At 70.8% G+C, this 15087-nt stretch carries 15 protein-coding genes; 13 read left to right on the top strand and 2 right to left on the bottom strand.

Translation table 11 applies throughout. The features are described 5' to 3' along the window. Positions 1-50: 50 nt before the first annotated feature. The 10 genes from ACQEUU_RS26835 to ACQEUU_RS26790 are packed head-to-tail and all read left to right on the top strand — an operon-like array spanning position 51 to position 8304. Positions 51-842 carry an ABC transporter ATP-binding protein gene (locus ACQEUU_RS26835; RefSeq protein WP_433070964.1) on the top strand — a complete coding sequence of 264 codons (792 nt, stop codon included), beginning with the start codon at positions 51-53 and terminating at the stop codon, positions 840-842. Continuing rightward, entirely contained in the window at positions 839-1603 is a 765-nt protein-coding gene (locus ACQEUU_RS26830) for an ABC transporter ATP-binding protein (protein ID WP_433070961.1), read from the top strand. Before ACQEUU_RS26835 ends, ACQEUU_RS26830 begins: the two co-directional genes overlap by 4 nt. Next, a complete protein-coding gene (locus ACQEUU_RS26825) occupies positions 1600-3450 on the top strand; it encodes an AMP-dependent synthetase/ligase (RefSeq protein ID WP_433070958.1) in 1851 nt (616 codons plus the stop codon). The genes ACQEUU_RS26830 and ACQEUU_RS26825 overlap by 4 nt, the downstream gene beginning before the upstream one ends. Next, positions 3447-4334, top strand: a complete 888-nt coding sequence (locus ACQEUU_RS26820) for a branched-chain amino acid ABC transporter permease (RefSeq protein ID WP_433070955.1) — start codon at positions 3447-3449, stop codon at positions 4332-4334. Before ACQEUU_RS26825 ends, ACQEUU_RS26820 begins: the two co-directional genes overlap by 4 nt. After that, positions 4331-5497 carry a branched-chain amino acid ABC transporter permease gene (locus tag ACQEUU_RS26815; protein ID WP_433070952.1) on the top strand — a complete coding sequence of 389 codons (1167 nt, stop codon included), beginning with the start codon at positions 4331-4333 and terminating at the stop codon, positions 5495-5497. The genes ACQEUU_RS26820 and ACQEUU_RS26815 overlap by 4 nt, the downstream gene beginning before the upstream one ends. A gap of 48 nt (positions 5498-5545) precedes the next feature. Continuing rightward, positions 5546-6796, top strand: a complete 1251-nt coding sequence (locus tag ACQEUU_RS26810) for an ABC transporter substrate-binding protein (RefSeq protein ID WP_433070949.1) — start codon at positions 5546-5548, stop codon at positions 6794-6796. Between the two features lie 35 nt (positions 6797-6831). Then, a complete protein-coding gene (locus ACQEUU_RS26805; protein WP_433070946.1) occupies positions 6832-7227 on the top strand; it encodes a hypothetical protein in 396 nt (131 codons plus the stop codon). A gap of 44 nt (positions 7228-7271) precedes the next feature. Next, the gene (locus tag ACQEUU_RS26800; RefSeq protein WP_270154023.1) at positions 7272-7598 is read left to right on the top strand and encodes a YidH family protein; all 327 of its coding nucleotides are present in this window, start codon (positions 7272-7274) and stop codon (positions 7596-7598) included. Positions 7599-7600: 2 nt separating this feature from the next. Continuing rightward, positions 7601-7936 (top strand): DUF202 domain-containing protein, encoded by a 336-nt coding sequence (locus tag ACQEUU_RS26795; protein WP_433070943.1) that lies wholly within the window; start codon positions 7601-7603, stop codon positions 7934-7936. A 59-nt stretch (positions 7937-7995) separates the two neighbouring features. Beyond that, entirely contained in the window at positions 7996-8304 is a 309-nt protein-coding gene (locus tag ACQEUU_RS26790) for a hypothetical protein (protein WP_433070940.1), read from the top strand. Between the two features lie 39 nt (positions 8305-8343). Here ACQEUU_RS26790 and ACQEUU_RS26785 read toward each other — a convergent pair whose 3' ends face one another. After that, a complete protein-coding gene (locus tag ACQEUU_RS26785; protein WP_433070937.1) occupies positions 8344-10167 on the bottom strand; it encodes an ABC transporter ATP-binding protein in 1824 nt (607 codons plus the stop codon). Continuing rightward, positions 10164-11945 carry an ABC transporter ATP-binding protein gene (locus ACQEUU_RS26780; protein WP_433070934.1) on the bottom strand — a complete coding sequence of 594 codons (1782 nt, stop codon included), beginning with the start codon at positions 11943-11945 and terminating at the stop codon, positions 10164-10166. The genes ACQEUU_RS26785 and ACQEUU_RS26780 overlap by 4 nt, the downstream gene beginning before the upstream one ends. 57 nt (positions 11946-12002) lie before the next feature. Between ACQEUU_RS26780 and ACQEUU_RS26775 the strand changes: the two genes are divergently transcribed. The 3 genes from ACQEUU_RS26775 to ACQEUU_RS26765 all read left to right on the top strand — a co-directional run bounded on the left by ACQEUU_RS26775 (position 12003) and on the right by ACQEUU_RS26765 (position 15084). Continuing rightward, complete coding sequence (locus tag ACQEUU_RS26775) at positions 12003-12482, top strand: nucleoside deaminase (RefSeq protein ID WP_433070931.1); 480 nt, start codon at positions 12003-12005, stop codon at positions 12480-12482. Between the two features lie 182 nt (positions 12483-12664). Then, positions 12665-13834, top strand: coding sequence for an FxsB family cyclophane-forming radical SAM/SPASM peptide maturase (locus ACQEUU_RS26770; RefSeq protein WP_433071994.1), 1170 nt, complete (start codon positions 12665-12667; stop codon positions 13832-13834). Beyond that, positions 13831-15084: an HEXXH motif domain-containing protein gene (locus ACQEUU_RS26765; protein ID WP_433070928.1), complete on the top strand. Its 1254-nt coding sequence runs from the start codon at positions 13831-13833 to the stop codon at positions 15082-15084. Before ACQEUU_RS26770 ends, ACQEUU_RS26765 begins: the two co-directional genes overlap by 4 nt. The last annotated feature ends 3 nt before the right edge of the window (positions 15085-15087 follow it).

Raw genomic sequence — 15087 nt, 5'->3', positions numbered from 1 at the left:
AGACCCCTTGCTGCGTGTCGGAGGAACGTGGACTCTGTGCTCATCGGGGTGTGACCTATACCACAAACCCGGGAGCCGCGGTGCTCGAAGTCCGCAATCTCGAGGTCGTCTACGACGACGTGATGCTGGTGCTGCGAGGCGTGAGCCTGGTCGTCCCGCCCGGCTCCATCGTGGCGCTCCTCGGCGCGAACGGCGCGGGCAAGACGACGCTGCTGCGCGCCCTGTCGGGGCTGCTCGACGTGCACGACGGCGAGGTCACCAAGGGCGCCGTCACCCTTGAGGGCGAGCCGATCCACCACCTGAGGCCCGCCCAGATCGTCCGGCGCGGCATCAGCCAGGTCATGGAGGGCCGGCGCATCCTGGCCGAGCTGACCGTCGAGGAGAACCTCAGGGTCGGCGGCCACACCGCCGCCGAGTCCCACCTGGACCGGGTGTACGGGCTGTTCCCGGTGCTGCGCGAGCGGCGCGGGAGCGTGGCCGGCTACCTGTCCGGCGGCGAGCAGCAGATGCTGGCCGTGGGCCGCGCCCTCATGGCCGGCCCCCGCTACCTGCTGATGGACGAGCCCAGCCTGGGCCTGGCCCCCTCGCTCGTCGCCCAGGTGCGCGACCTCGTGGTGGAGATCAACCGGCAGGGCACCACGGTGCTGCTGGTCGAGCAGAACGCCACCATGGCGCTGTCCATCGCCAGCCACGGCTACGTCATGGAGACCGGGAAGGTCGTCATGGACAAGCCCGCCGCCGAACTGCTGGCCGACGAGGACATCAAGGAGTTCTACCTCGGCGCGGTCCGCTCCTTCCGCGAGGTCAAGCACTACAAGCGCAGGAAGCGGTGGCTGTCGTGAGCATCCTGGAGGTGGTGGACGTGCACCTCAGCTTCGCCGGGGTCAAGGCCATCGACGGCGTCTCGTTCGAGGTCGGCCCGGCGGAGCTGCTGGCCGTCATCGGCCCCAACGGCGCGGGCAAGACGTCGGTGTTCAACGTGCTGTCCGGCGTCTATCGGCCGCAGTCGGGGCGGGTCCGCTTCCTCGGCGAGGACCTGCTGGCGCGCCGCCCGCACCAGATCGCCGCGATGGGGATGGCCAGGACGTTCCAGAACGTGGAGCTGTTCCACAACCTGACCGTGCTGGACAACCTCATGCTCGGCCGTCACCACCACTTCCGCTACGGGGCGCTGTCCGCCCTGTGGTGGTCCGGCCGGGCCCGCCGCGCCGAGCTGGCCGCCCGCGCCGAGGTCGAGGACATCATCAACTTCCTGGAGCTGGAGGCGTGGCGCCGCCATCCCGTGCGGCTGCTGCCCTACGGCGTCCAGAAGCGGGTGGAGCTGGGCCGGGCGCTCGCCATGGAGCCCCGGCTGCTGCTGCTCGACGAGCCGGTCGCCGGGATGAACCTGGAGGAGACCGAGGACATGGCCAGGTTCGTCCTGGACATCCGCGACGAACTGGGCATCCCGATCGTGCTCGTCGACCACGACATGGGCCTGGTCATGGACCTCGCCGACCGGGTGCTGGTGCTGGACTTCGGCCGCCCGGTCGCGCTCGGCACCCCGGCCGAGGTGCAGCAGGCCCCGCGGGTCGTCGAGGCCTACCTGGGAGGGACCGCATGACCGCCACCCCCGTCGCCGCCACGCTCACCAGCCTCGTCACCCGGGTCCGCGACCGGGCCGCGGCGACCCCGGACGCGGTCGCCATGCGGCACAAGGACTTCGGCATCTGGAAGGAGGTGACCTGGGCCGCCTACTGGGAGCGGGTGGAGCTGGTCGGGCACGCGCTGCTCGCGCTCGGGGTCGAGCCCGGCGACCGCGTCGCCATCCACGCCGAGAACCGCCCCGAGTGGCTCTACGGCGACCTCGGCACGGTCGCGGCCCGCGGCGTCACCGTCGGCCTCTACCCGACGAACCCGCCCGCCGAGGTCGCGTACCTGCTGGCCGACTCCGGCGCGAAGATCCTCATCGCCGAGGACCAGGAGCAGGTCGACAAGGCGCTGGCCGTCATCGACGAGTGCCCCCAGCTGCGGCATGTCGTCTACGTCGAGCCGCGCGGCATCCGCGGCCGCTACACCGACCCGCGGCTGATGCCGTGGGAGGAGCTGCTCGCGCTCGGCGCCGGGCACCGCGACCGGGACCCCGGCGCGCTCGACGCCCGGACGGCCGGCGCGCGGCCCGGCGACGTGGCCACCCTCATCTACACCTCCGGCACCACCGGGCCGCCCAAGGGCGTCATGCTCACCGCCGGCAACATCGAGTTCGCCATAGAGACGCTCGTGCTGGGCGGCGGCTTCGCCTCCCCGCCGCCGTCGCCGAGCGACCTGACGCTGTCGTACCTGCCGCTGTGCCACGTCGCCGAGCGGGCCTTCACCGTCTGGTTCAACGCCGCCGCCGGGGTCCAGGTGAACTTCGCCGAGTCCATCGACACCGTCCAGGCCAACCTGCGCGAGGTGCAGCCGACGATCCTGTTCGGCGTGCCGCGCATCTGGGAGAAGGTGCTCGCCCAGGTGGACATCCGGCTGGAGTCCGCCTCGCCGGTCAAGAAGGCCGTCGGCCGGTTCTGGCTGCGGGTCGCCGACCGCATCGGCGACACGCTGGTGCGCACCGGCGGCACGCACACCGCCGCCACCCGTCTGCTGTACGCGGCCGGGTGGGTGTTCTGCTACCGGGCGCTGCGTGAGCGGCTCGGCATGCGCCGCGTGCGCTACGCCGCCTCCGGCGCCGCCCCGATCGCGCCGGACGTGCTCAAGTTCTACATGGGCCTCGGCATCCCGATGCACGAGGTGTACGGGATGAGCGAGAATACCGCCATCGCCACGGCCAACCGGCCGGGCCGGGTCCGGCTCGGCACCGTCGGTGAGCCGCACCCGGGCGTCGAGCTGAGGATCGACGAGGCCACTGGCGAGATCATGACCAGGCACCGGGGCACGTTCGCCGGCTACTGGGGCAGGCCGCGCGCCACCGCCGACGTGCTCGAACCGGACGGCTGGCTGCGCACCGGCGACGTCGGCGAGTGGGTGGACGGCACCCACGTGCGGATCACCGACCGGATGAAGGACGTCATCATCACCGCCGGCGGCAAGAACGTCGCCCCCAGCGAGATCGAGAACGCGCTCAAGGCGTCCCCGTACGTCAAGGAGGCCGTCGTCATCGGGGACCAGCGTCCCTACCTCGTCGCGCTCATCGGCATCGAGCCGGACACGGTGGGGGAGTGGGCCAGGCGGCGGCGCATCCCGTACACCACCTACCGCGACCTGTCCGGCAAGCCCGAGACGCGGGCGCTGGTGCAGGGCATCGTGGACGAGGTCAACACCCGGTTCGCGCGGGCCGAGCAGGTCAAGCGCTTCGCGTTCCTGCCCAAGGAGCTCGACCACGAGGACGGCGAGCTGACCGCCACCCAGAAGGTCAAGCGCGGCGCCGTCGCCGAGCTCTTCGAGGACCTGGTCGAAGGGATGTACGCGCGGTGACCGGCGCCCTGGAGACGATCATCAGAGGGCTGGGCAACGGGTCGGTGTACGCGCTGCTCGCCCTCGGCTTCGTGATCATCTACAAGGCCACGCGGGTGATCAGCTTCGCCCAGCCCGCGCTCATGCTGGCCGGCGCGGTGGCGGTCAGCTACCTCGCCCCCGTCGCCGGGTTCTACCTCGGGGCGCTGCTCGCCGCGCTGCTCATCGCCGCCGTCGCCCTCGGCATCGAACGGGTGGCGATCCGGCCGATGGTGGGCCGGCCGGTGTTCGTGGTGGCGATCATCACCCTCGGCGTCGACGTGGTGGTGCGGGTGGTGGTCAACGGCCTCATCGGCAGGGACGTGCGCCAGGTCGGCGACCCGTGGGGGTTCGACCTGGTCTCGCTCGGCCCGCTGGTCGTGCAGCAGCGCTGGCCGGCCATGATGGCCGCCGCCGCGGTGCTGGTCACGCTGCTGTTCGTGTTCTTCCGCCACAGCAGGTTCGGGCTGGCCATGCGGGCCGCCGCCTACGACCAGGAGACCGCGCTGGCGCAGGGCGTCTCCGTCAGCGCGGTGTTCGCGGTGTCATGGGCGCTGGCCGGGTTCCTGGCGGCGGTGGCCGGCATGTTCGTCGGCACCGGCCAGGGCATCGAGCAGACCACCTGGATCGTCGCGCTCAAGGCCCTGCCCGCGATCATCGTGGGCGGGCTCGACTCGCTCGGCGGCGCCGTCGTGGGCGGGCTGGTGATCGGGGTGGTCGAGTCGCTGTTCCAGTCGTACCAGGGCGCCTACCTGCCGTGGCTGGGACAGAACTTCGCGATCGTCTCGCCGTACGTGGTCATGCTCGTCGTCCTGCTGGTCAGGCCGTACGGGCTGTTCGGCACCCGGGAGGTCGAGCGGGTATGACCGGAACGCGGACGGGCGGTCCTTCCGCCGCCCCTGCCATACCGACCGGCCGGTCCCGCCGGGTGCGCGGGCGGCCGCTGCTCTACACCTCCTACGCCCAGGACATGGCGCTGCTCGACACCCGGGCCAAGCGGGTGTCGGCCGCGGCCCTCGTGCTGCTGGCGCTGGCGCTGTCGGCGGTGCTCACCGACCCGGCGCTGGAGGTGCTCGCCGCCGCGTACGTGCTCGCCATCGGGGCGATCGGGCTCAACATCGTCACCGGGTACGCGGGCCAGGTCTCGCTGGGGCACGCGTTCTTCGTCGCCATCGGCGCCTACACCGCCGCCGCCCTGTCCGGGCCGCCCGGCGGCGACACCCTCGGGTACGGGATCACCGAGATCTGGATCTGGCTGCCCGCGGCGGGGCTCGCCGCCGGCGCGGCCGGGGTGCTCGTGGCGCCGCTCGCCACCCGGCTGCGCGGGCTCTACCTGGCCATCGTCACGCTCGGGCTGGTCTTCCTCGGCGAGCACGTCTTCAAGGAGTGGCAGGAGCTGACCGGCGGCGTCGGCGTCGGCCGGGAGGCCGCCGTGCCCACCCTGCTCGGCGTCAGGCTCGACCAGGACGGCGCGTTCGGCACCCGCGAGCAGCAGCTCTACCTGCTCATGCTGGTCCTGCTCGTGGTCTTCGCGGTCGCCGCGCGGAACCTGGGCCGCTCCCGCGTCGGCCGCGCCTTCGCGGCCATCCGCGACCGCGACATCGCCGCCGCCGTCATCGGGGTGCCGCTCACCCGCTACAAGGTGCTCGCGTTCGGCGTCTCGTCCTTCTACGCCGGGTGCGCGGGCGCGCTGCTGTTCACCCTGTCCGGCTATGTCGAGCCGGGTTCGTTCAACCTGCTGCTGTCCGTGCAGTTCATCGCGATGGTCCTGATCGGCGGCGTGGCCACCGTCTCCGGGGCGATCGCGGGCGCCCTGTTCCTCTCGCTGCTGCAGCCGCTGACCCGGGCGCTGCCCGCGCTGGTGCCCGTCATCAGCGGCGACACCACGCAGACGCCGAACGTGTTCCAGGTCGAGACCGTGCTCTACGGGCTGCTGATCGTGCTGTTCCTCATCTTCGAGCCGCGGGGCCTGTTCGGCCTCTGGATCCGCGTACGGAACTACTGGAAATCCTGGCCTTTCTCCTACTAGAAAGGATTTTTCATGAAGAGTCGCTATGTGGTGGCTATCACGGCAGCAGTGGCACTTCTGTCCGCATGCGGCGTCTTCCGGGGGGACGACGAGGGCGGACAGAGCGCCCGGACGACGGGAGTCACCAGCGAGCCCTGTCCCTCCGCCGTCGACAGCGGCAAGGGATGCATCTACCTCGGCACCATCTCCGACCTGACCGCGGGGCCGTTCGCCGCCCTGGCGGTGCCGATCACCGACGCGCAGAAGGCATTCTGGGCCCGGGTCAACAAGGCCGGCGGCATCGGCGGCAAGTACGAGGTGGACGTCACCCGCTACGTCCGCGACAACAAGTACAACCCCGAGGTGCACCGCCAGGTCTACAACGAGATCAAGGAGCAGGTGCTCGGCCTGGCCCAGACGCTCGGCTCGCCCACCACCGCGGCCATCATCGGCGACCTCAAGGCGAGCAGCGTCGTGTCGGCCCCCGCCTCCTGGACCTCGGCGTGGGAGTTCGAGGACGTGGTCATCGAGACCGGCGCGAGCTACTGCGTCGAGGCGATGAACGCCGTCGACTACGCCATGGAGGCCTACCGGCCCAAGTCCGTGATGGCCGTGCACCTGGCCGGCGACTACGGCGCGGACGCCGCGGCCGGCGCCAAGGTCGCTGCCGAGGCGCACGGGCTGGAGTTCACCAGCGTCGAGACCCCGCCCGGCGCCACCGAGCAGGGCCGCGCCATCACCGAGATCACCCGCGCCGAGCCGGACCTGGTGATCCTCACCACCGGCCCGGCCGACGCCGCCACCATCGTCGGCCAGAGCGCCGCGGCCGGCTTCAAGGGCCGCTTCATCGGCACCGCCCCCACCTGGAACCCCGCCCTGCTCAAGTCGCCCGCCGCCGAGGCGCTCAAGGCCCTGTACGAGCAGTCGTCCCCCGGCAGGTCGTGGAACGCCGACACACCCGGCCACCAGGCCATGCGCGCATCCCTGCCCGGCGTCACCCCCAACGACGGCTACACCTCCGGCTGGGCGTGGGCGTACCCGATGAAGGCCGCGCTGGAGAAGATGGTCGCCGACGGCGACATCAGCCGCGCCGGCCTGCTCGCCGCCGTCAAGTCGCTCAAGACCGTCGACTACGAGGGCATGCTGCCGCCCGAGGCCGGCAACTACGCCGACGACCCCGACACCGCCGCCTTCCGCCAGACGCTCATCAACAAGCCCGACGACAGCGCGCCGACCGGCGTCACCGAGGTGCGGGACTTCTTCACCGGGCCGACCGCCAAGTCCTACACCTTCGACGGCCCTTGTTTCGCCAAGCTCTGATCACGTGGACGCGGGCCGTTGGGTAGGGTCGGGACATGTCTCGCCGCTATCGCCGGTTCGCGTCCCTCGCCGTCGTCCCCGCGCTCGCGCTCGCCACGACAGGCTGCGTGGAGGTCAACACCTCGATCGACCGGGCCCAGGCCTGCCTGGAGGCCCCCAAGATCGTCGCTGACCTGACCGGGCAGCTCACCCAGCTGGCCAACGACCCGCAGGCCATGGAGAAGGCCCTCGACGACACCGCCGCCAAGCTCAACGACCTCGCCGACCAGGCGGCCAACACCACCATCAAGGAGGCCTCGGACAACCTCGCCACCACACTGGCGGGCATCAACGTCAAGGACGTCAACGACGCCGTCGACGCCGCCCAGAAGGTCAGCTCCGAGACCGCCGCCTACGTCCAGCGGATCACCGAGGCCTGCACCGGAGGCTAACCCCGCTTTCTCTAGGGAGAATGGTCCCGAAATACCGTTTTCCCATGGAGCCTGACCCGCGTTTCACCCTGGCCAACGAGCGGACGTTCCTCACCTGGCTGAGCACCGCCCTGGCGCTCAGCGCGGGCGGCGTGGCCATGGCCGCGGTTCCCGCCGAGGACTTCGTGCCATGGCTGCGCACCACCCTGGCCGTCATGCTGGTCGCGCTGTCGGCGCTGGCCGCCGGCCTGGCCTACCCGCGCTGGCGCAACATCCAGCGCGCGCTGCGCTCCCAGGCGCCCCTCCCGCCGCCCGCGCTGGCGTCCGTGTTCGGGTACGGGGTCGCCACCGTCGCGGTGCTGGCCCTGGTGATGATCCTGCTCGCCGCCTGACCATGGGCGCGCCGGACGAGATCTGGGACGAGGGGCTGCAGAGCGAGCGAACCCGCCTGGCCTGGGTGCGCACCGCCGTCGCGCTGGCGACCGGCGGCCTGGGCGCCGCCGGGCTGGCGACGCGCGCCGGGCTGCCGCTCCCGGCGGTGGCCGCGTTCGCGGTGGCGGCGCTGTGCGGCGGGATCCTGCTCATCAGGACCGGCACCCGCTTCCGCCGGGTCCAGGAGGCGCTGCACGGCGGCCGGCCGCTGGGTCACCAGGCCGACGCGGTGTTCGCCTGGCTCGGCACGCTCGCCGTCGTCGCCGGCGCTCTCGTGTTCGTGCTGACGGTGCGGTGAGGACGGGTTGCGGGGGCGCGGGAGGCGGGCGGAGACTCGTAGGAGAGGGAGGTGACCTCATGAAGGAAGAGCTCAGACGGGTCCCCTTCGAGTGCCGGAGCTGCTGGCACGTGTGGGAGGAGGAATACCTCGTCCGGCAGGCCGACGCCCGCGACGGCGGGGAGGTCTGGCTGCGCGGGGGTGTCCCGGTGACGCCGCCCTCGGTCACCGAGATGTGCCCGAGGTGCGGCTGCCGCCAGGCGGCCCGGTTCCCCGAGGGCTATCTCGCCCGCCACCCGGAGCTGACCCGGCCCGCGGGCCGCGCCGCCTCCGATCCCACCCCGCTGGTCAGCCCGGTGCCGAAACGGCGCCGCTGGATCGAGACCTGACCAGCCGGTGAGGCGGGAAGGCGCGGCCGCGGGGCCGCGCTAGGAGAGGCTCTCCAGCCAGGCGCGGTGCAGGCCGGCGAAGCGGCCGTCGGCGGCCACCAGCCGGTCCGGCGGCCCGTCCTCGACGATCTCGCCGCGCTCCATGACCAGCACCCGGTCGGCGATCTCCACCGTCGACAGCCGGTGGGCGATGATCAGCGCCGTGCGGTCGGCCAGGATGGTGCGCAGCGCCCGCTGCACCAGCCGCTCGCTCGGCACGTCCAGGCTGGAGGTCGCCTCGTCCAGGATGAGCACCGCCGGGTCGGCCAGGAACGCCCGCGCGAACGCCACCAGCTGACGCTGGCCCGCCGACATGCGGCCGCCCTGCTTGCCCACGTCCGTGTGGTAGCCGTCGGGCAGCGAGGTGATGAAGTCGTGCGCGCCGATCGCCTGCGCCGCCTCGCGCGCCTGCCGCTCGGTCGCGCCCGGCCGGCCGAACCGGAGGTTGTCCAGGACGGACCCGTTGAACAGGAAGTTCTCCTGCGTCACCATGATCACGGCCCGCCGCAGCGTGGCCTCGTCCAGCTCGCGCAGATCGGCCCCGTCCAGCAGCACCCGGCCCGCGGTCGGGTCGTAGAAACGCGAGATGAGCTTGGCCAGCGTCGTCTTGCCCGCCCCGGTCGAGCCGACCAGCGCCACGCTCTGCCCCGCCGGGATCGTCAGGTCCAGGCCCGGCAGGATCGGCGTCGATTCCACGTACGCGAACCGGACGCCCTCGAAGCGCACCTCGCCGCGCGCGGACGGCAGCGCGCGCGGGCCGCGCGGCTCCGGCACCGACGGTTCCTCCTCCAGCACGCCCGACAGCTTCTCCAGCGCCGCGCCGGCCGACTGGAGCGTGTTGTAGAACTGGCTGATCTCCTGCATCGGCTCGTAGAAGCCGCGCAGGTAGAGCAGGAACGCCGTGAGCACGCCCACCGTGACCTCGCCGTGGAAGGCCAGCCAGCCGCCGTAGAACAGCACGGCCGCCACCGTCAGGTTGCCGATCAGCTTGATGCCCGGCATGAACACCGCGATCAGCTTCATGCTGCGCGCGTTGGCCTGGCGGTAGTCGTCGTCGAGCCGTTCGAAGATCTCCTGGTTGCGCGGCTCACGGCGGAACGCCTGCACCGCGCGGATGCCGGTCATCGACTCGACGAAGTGCACGATGACCAGCGCCACCGTCTCCCTGGTGCGCCGGTAGACGATCGCCGACTGCCGGCGGAACCACCGGGTGAACAGCAGCAGGACGGGCAGCGGGACGAGCGCCACCAGCCCCAGCTCCAGGTCCAGGACGAGCAGCAGCACGGCCGTGCCGATCATCGTCAGGACCGCCGTCACCAGCCCGTCGAAGCCGGCCTGGAGCAGCTCGGCGATCGCCTCGATGTCGGAGGTGAGCCGCGAGATGACCCGGCCGGAGGTGTACTTCTCGTGGAAGCTCAGCGACAGCCGCTGGAAGTGGGCGAACACCCTCCGTCGCAGCTCCAGCAGGATCTCGTGGCCGATCCGGCCCGACATCCTGAGGAACGCCTGCCGGGTGAGCGCCTGCGCGGCGGCCGCGGCCAGGATCACGCCCACCACCATCAGCAACGTGCCCGCGCCACCGCCGCGCAGCATCGGCGGGATGCCCTCGTCGATGCCGACCTTCACCAGGAAGGGGATGGCCAGCCCGGCCCCGCTGGAGGCGATGATCACAGCGGTGAGCACCGCGATGGCCTTGCGGTGCGGGGCCAGCAGGTCGCGCAGCAGCCTGCGGGAACGGGCCCGCAGCAGGCCGCTCACCTGGTCCGTCAGCTCGTCCTGGTCCTCGGAGGCGACGCCGCGCCAGTCGGTCGTGGCGGAGGTCAACGCAGGGCTCCTTCCGACGGGTCCAGATCGGCGTCCTGGGCGAGGAGCTGCCGGTACTCGGGCACCTGCGCCAGCAGCTCGTGGTGGCGGCCCACGTGCGTGATCGTGCCGCCGTCGAGCAGCGCCACCTTGTCGGCCAGCAGCACCGTGGAGGCCCGGTGCGCCACCACGATGCCGGTGGCCTCGCGCAGCACCTCCCGCAGCGCGGCCTCGACCAGCGCCTCCGTCTCCACGTCCAGCGCCGACAGGGTGTCGTCAAGCACGAGGATCCTCGGCCTGCTCAGCACCGCCCTGGCCAGGGCCAGCCGCTGCCGCTGGCCGCCGGACAGCGACATGCCCTGCTCGCCGATCCGGGTGTCGAGCCCCCACGGCAGGTCGTACACGAACATCGCCTGCGCGGTGCGGATGGCGCTGTCCAGCTCTTCCTCCGTGGCGTCCTGGCGGCCGAGCGTCAGGTTCTCGCGCACGCTCATCGAGAACAGCGTCGGCTCCTCGAACGCCGTCGCCACGATCGAGCGGAGCTCGGGCAGCTCCAGGTCGCGCACGTCCCTGCCGTCGATCGTGACCCGGCCCCCGGTGACGTCGAGCAGCCGCGGGACGAGCGCGGTCAGCGTGGTCTTGCCCGAGCCGGTGGCGCCCACCACCGCGACCGTCTCGCCCGGCCGCACCTCCAGCCACAGGTCGCGCAGGACCGGCCGGTCGGCGCCGGGGAAGCGGAACTCCACGCCCTCGAACCGCAGGTGACCGCGTGGCCGTTCGATCCTGACCGGCCCGCCGCTGATCGCCGGAACCGTGTCCATGACCTCCAGCACCCGGTCGGCGGCCGTCATCGCCTCCTGGGCCATGGCCAGGATGTAGCCGAGGCTGGCGATCGGCCACACCAGCTGGAGCACCAGCGTGGTGAACGCGAACAGCGCGCCCAGCGTCAGCGCGCCCTCTCCCACGGCCAGCGCGCCGAGCAGCAGCACCAGCGCCAGCGTGACGTTGGGGATCACCTCCAGGAACGTGAAGAACCGCGCCGACAGCCGCACCTTGTCCATCGACGTGCCGTACAGCTTGCGCGCCGCCTCGTCGTAGCGCTCGAAGACGTGGTGGCGGCGGCCGAACGCCTTGATCGTGCGGATGCCGATGGCCGACTCCTCGACCAGCGTCGCCAGGTCGCCCTGCTCGTCCTGCACCTGACGGGAGATGCGGATGTAACGCTTCTCGAACCGCAGGGAGAGCAGGACGATCGGCACCGCCGAGACGGCCACGAGCACGCCCAGCGGCCAGTACATGTTCAGCAGCAGCACGGTCACCGTGATCAGCTGCAGGATGTTCATGACCAGGAAGAGCATGCCGAAGCCGAGGAACCTGCGGATCGTCGACAGGTCCGTGGTGGCCCGCGACAGCAGCTGGCCCGACTGCCACGCGCCGTGGAAGCTCATCGGCAGCCGCTGCAGGTGCCGGTACAGGTCGTCGCGGATGCGCGTCTCCAGCCCGAGCACCGGGCCGATCTGCGCCCACCGGCGCAGGAAGATGAGAAGCGCTTCGACGACGCCGAGCCCGAGCGCCACCGAGCCGAGCAGCAGCAGCGCCCGCCCGTCGCCGTCACGCACCGGACCGTCCACGACCCGCTGGCCGACCAGGGGCAGCGCGATGCCGGCCCCGATGCCGACGATCGCGGCCAGCCAGATGAAGACCAGCTTTCCGACGTACGGGCGGAGATAGCGCCGCAGCCGCCACAGGGAGGTGTTTTCGAGCAGGGGACGACCGGGAACGCGCGTATCAGGGGGCATCCTTCTAAGGCTAGTACCGTCAATCAACCCATTTATGGACGTGGCAGGGTGATCCTCATGAACGAGACAGACCTTCGTTACCTGCGCAGATGTGTCGGACTCGCGGCCCAGGCCCTCGCCTCAGGGGACGAGCCGTTCGGATCCGTGCTGGTGAGCGGGGACGGCACCGTCCTCGGCGAGGACCACAACCACGTCGTCGCGACCGGCGACCACACCCGCCACCCCGAGTTCGAACTCGCCCGCTGGGCCGCTGCCAACCTGACCGCTGAGGAGCGGGCCGCGGCCACCGTGTACACATCCGGCGAACACTGCCCGATGTGCGCGGCGGCGCATGGGTGGGTGGGGCTCGGACGGATCGTGTACGCGTCGTCGTCGGAGCAGTTGTCGGCCTGGCTGGGGGAGATGGGGGTGGCTCCGGCGCCGGTGCGGGCGCTGGCGATCCGGGAGGTGGTGCCGGGGGCTTCGGTGGAGGGGCCGGTGGGGGAGCTGGCGGACGAGATCAGGGATCTTCACCGGCGGTTCCACGGAAAAGGGTGAGACGGTAATGGCGGTTGAGTTCTGGCATTTATGGTTACCCAAATAACTCCTCCCCATCGGGGAGCGCCTCGGTTAGCATCAGGAATCACTTCCTTGTCCGGCGGGTGCGGGGTGTTCCAAGGGTGATTGACCAAGGGGAAGACCCCGCACGAGAGTGGCCAGGCACTCTGGACATCCCGGAAATGCTCCGAAACGGGTGGAGTCCGCACCCCTTCCGTCAATTTCTTCTTAAAGCACACAGCCGCTGCAACCTCGCCTGCGACTACTGCTACGTCTACACGCTCGCCGACCAGAGCTGGCGATCCAGGCCCATGATCATGGCCCCCGAACTGGTGGACACGGTCGCACAGCGGATCGCGGAGCACGCGCGGGACCACGCGCTCGACTCCGTGCGACTGATCCTGCACGGCGGCGAACCCCTGCTGGCGGGTGCCGACTACCTACGGCAGGCTGTCCGGCTCGTCCGGGAAAAGGCTGGTCTCGAGGTGCGGGTCGACGCCGTCGTCCAGACCAACGGCGTGCTTCTGGACAAGGACGTACTGCGGGCCTTCGCGGAAGAGGGCATCCAGGTGGGGGTGAGCCTGGACGGCACCTCTGACGGCAATGACCGGAACCGCCGCTATGCGGACGGCCGCAGCAGCTATCCGGCCGTCGCGGAAGCGCTCACCCTTCTGGTGGAGCCGGAATTCCGCCACCTCTACAACGGCCTGCTGTGCACGGTAGATCTGGCGAATGACCCGGTGGCCACGTACGAATCCTTGCTGCACTTCCAGCCGCCGGTGATCGACTTCCTCCTTCCGCATGGCACCTGGGACGTGCCGCCTCCGGGCCGTGTGCCCGACCCTGGCGCGACACCCTACGGAGACTGGCTGGTGGCGGCCTTCGATCGCTGGTACGGAGCCAGTGGAGAGACCGTCGTCCGGCTCTTTCAGGAGATCATCCATTTGCTCCTCGGTCGCGCCTCCGCCAGTGAGTCCGTAGGCCTCACTCCGTCCACCCTGGTAGTGATCGAAACCGACGGGACGATGGAGCAGACGGACTCACTGAAGGCCGTCGGGCACGGAGCGCCGGCGACTGGGCTGAACATCGTCGACCACTCGTTCGATCACGCGCTCCAGCACCCAGGCGTGGTGGCGCGTCAACTGGCCTTCGAAGGACTCAGCGACACGTGCAAGGAGTGCGCCTACAGCAGGGTCTGCGGGGCCGGCCTCTACACGCACCGCTACCGCCGGGGCACCGGATTCCTGAACCCGTCCGTCTACTGCCCCGACCTGTATCGGCTGATCGGCCACATCCGCCAACGGCTTGTTGCCGATCTTCGCAGAGCCCGGCTTCCGAAGGGACCCCCATGAACCCACGAGTTCACCGGTTGCCCGATGACATCCTCGCCCGGCTGGCGTCCGGTGGCGGCGGCGCGGAGGCCGCCCGCCAGCTTGTGGCGGCCGAGCGCAGCAAGCACCGGCTGCTCGTGTTGGGCGTCGTCCGGCTCGCGGGCTCCCATCCGGCCGTGGGGCGGGCGTACGACCTGCTCGCCGAGGTCGAGAAGCACGCGCCGCGAGCCGTGGAGAGTGTGATCGCTCATCCGGCGGTCGGAGCGTGGGCGTCGCACGTCATCCGGTCGCGTGAAACCGCGGACTTCTCCGGCAGTGTCCAGCTCGGTGCGCTGGCGGCGGTAGCCGCGATCAGGGCATGCCGTCCGGTGCGCGTCGAGGTACCCGCGCCGGACGGCCGGATCATGCTGCCGTCGCTGGGTGAGATCGTGATCCCGGGGAAGGCCGACCTGGTAGACCTGCACCTGCATGCCGACGGCACGGTCGAGGTGGGTGGGCGGCGGGTGAACGTCCACGATGACGAGGGGCAGTTCTGGCGGCCGTTGCGGCGCATCGGCGTGGACGGCTTCAGCCTATGGGTGGACGACCTGGACCCCTTCCGGTGGTCCCCCGACAACGTGCCCGACGACAGACTGTCCACGGCCGAACTGGACATCTGGCGCGAATATCTCCAGGTCTCATGGCAAGTGCTGAAAGCGCGGCATTGGACGCTCGCCGATGAGACCGCCGAAATCGTCTCCGTGCTGACACCCATTACCGGTCCGGAATACCGCATGAACAGTGCTACGGCCCGGGACAGATTCGGTGCCATCGGTATGTCGACTCCTCATGAGTGGCGATGGCTCGCTTACACGTTCGCGCACGAGGTCCAGCACGCGAAGCTCGGCGCGGTGCTGGACATCCTGGAGTTGCTGGAGCCGGACGACGGCGGATACTACGCGCCCTGGCGTCCCGACCCCCGGCCGCTGGCAGGCTTGCTGCAGGGCGTATACGCGCACGTAGGAGTCGCGGGTTTCTGGCGCCGTGAGCGTGCCCACGATACGGACCAGCAGGCGCACGTCGAGTTCGCGCACTGGCGGCAGGCCGCGTACGAGGCGACGGGAACGCTGCTCGACAGCGGTCGGCTGACTGCTCCCGGCGAGCGGTTCGTGACCGCCATGCGGAGCACGCTGGCGGACTGGATGGCCGAGAGCGTGCCGCGAACTGCCCTGGCCGCCGCGGACGAGCGGGCGGCAGCGCACCGGGAAGCATGGCTGGCGCGTAACACGTGATTC

The sequence above is a fragment of the Nonomuraea sp. CA-218870 genome, from assembly GCF_050936535.1.
Classification (GTDB): domain Bacteria; phylum Actinomycetota; class Actinomycetes; order Streptosporangiales; family Streptosporangiaceae; genus Nonomuraea; species Nonomuraea corallina.
The sequence above is the reverse complement of the archived record's forward strand: the minus strand, read 5'-3'. Positions and strand labels throughout refer to the sequence as shown.

Excerpts from the sequence above, each read along its gene's own strand:
- ACQEUU_RS26775 (WP_433070931.1), top strand. The coding sequence starts at position 12,003 with ATGAACGAGACAGACCTTCGTTACCTGCGCAGATGTGTCGGACTCGCG.
- ACQEUU_RS26825 (WP_433070958.1), top strand. The coding sequence starts at position 1,600 with ATGACCGCCACCCCCGTCGCCGCCACGCTCACCAGCCTCGTCACCCGG.
- ACQEUU_RS26765 (WP_433070928.1), top strand. The coding sequence starts at position 13,831 with ATGAACCCACGAGTTCACCGGTTGCCCGATGACATCCTCGCCCGGCTG.
- ACQEUU_RS26800 (WP_270154023.1), top strand. The coding sequence starts at position 7,272 with ATGGAGCCTGACCCGCGTTTCACCCTGGCCAACGAGCGGACGTTCCTC.
- ACQEUU_RS26770 (WP_433071994.1), top strand. The coding sequence starts at position 12,665 with ATGCTCCGAAACGGGTGGAGTCCGCACCCCTTCCGTCAATTTCTTCTT.
- ACQEUU_RS26805 (WP_433070946.1), top strand. The coding sequence starts at position 6,832 with ATGTCTCGCCGCTATCGCCGGTTCGCGTCCCTCGCCGTCGTCCCCGCG.
- ACQEUU_RS26795 (WP_433070943.1), top strand. The coding sequence starts at position 7,601 with ATGGGCGCGCCGGACGAGATCTGGGACGAGGGGCTGCAGAGCGAGCGA.
- ACQEUU_RS26790 (WP_433070940.1), top strand. The coding sequence starts at position 7,996 with ATGAAGGAAGAGCTCAGACGGGTCCCCTTCGAGTGCCGGAGCTGCTGG.
- ACQEUU_RS26815 (WP_433070952.1), top strand. The coding sequence starts at position 4,331 with ATGACCGGAACGCGGACGGGCGGTCCTTCCGCCGCCCCTGCCATACCG.
- ACQEUU_RS26780 (WP_433070934.1), bottom strand. The coding sequence starts at position 11,945 with ATGCCCCCTGATACGCGCGTTCCCGGTCGTCCCCTGCTCGAAAACACC.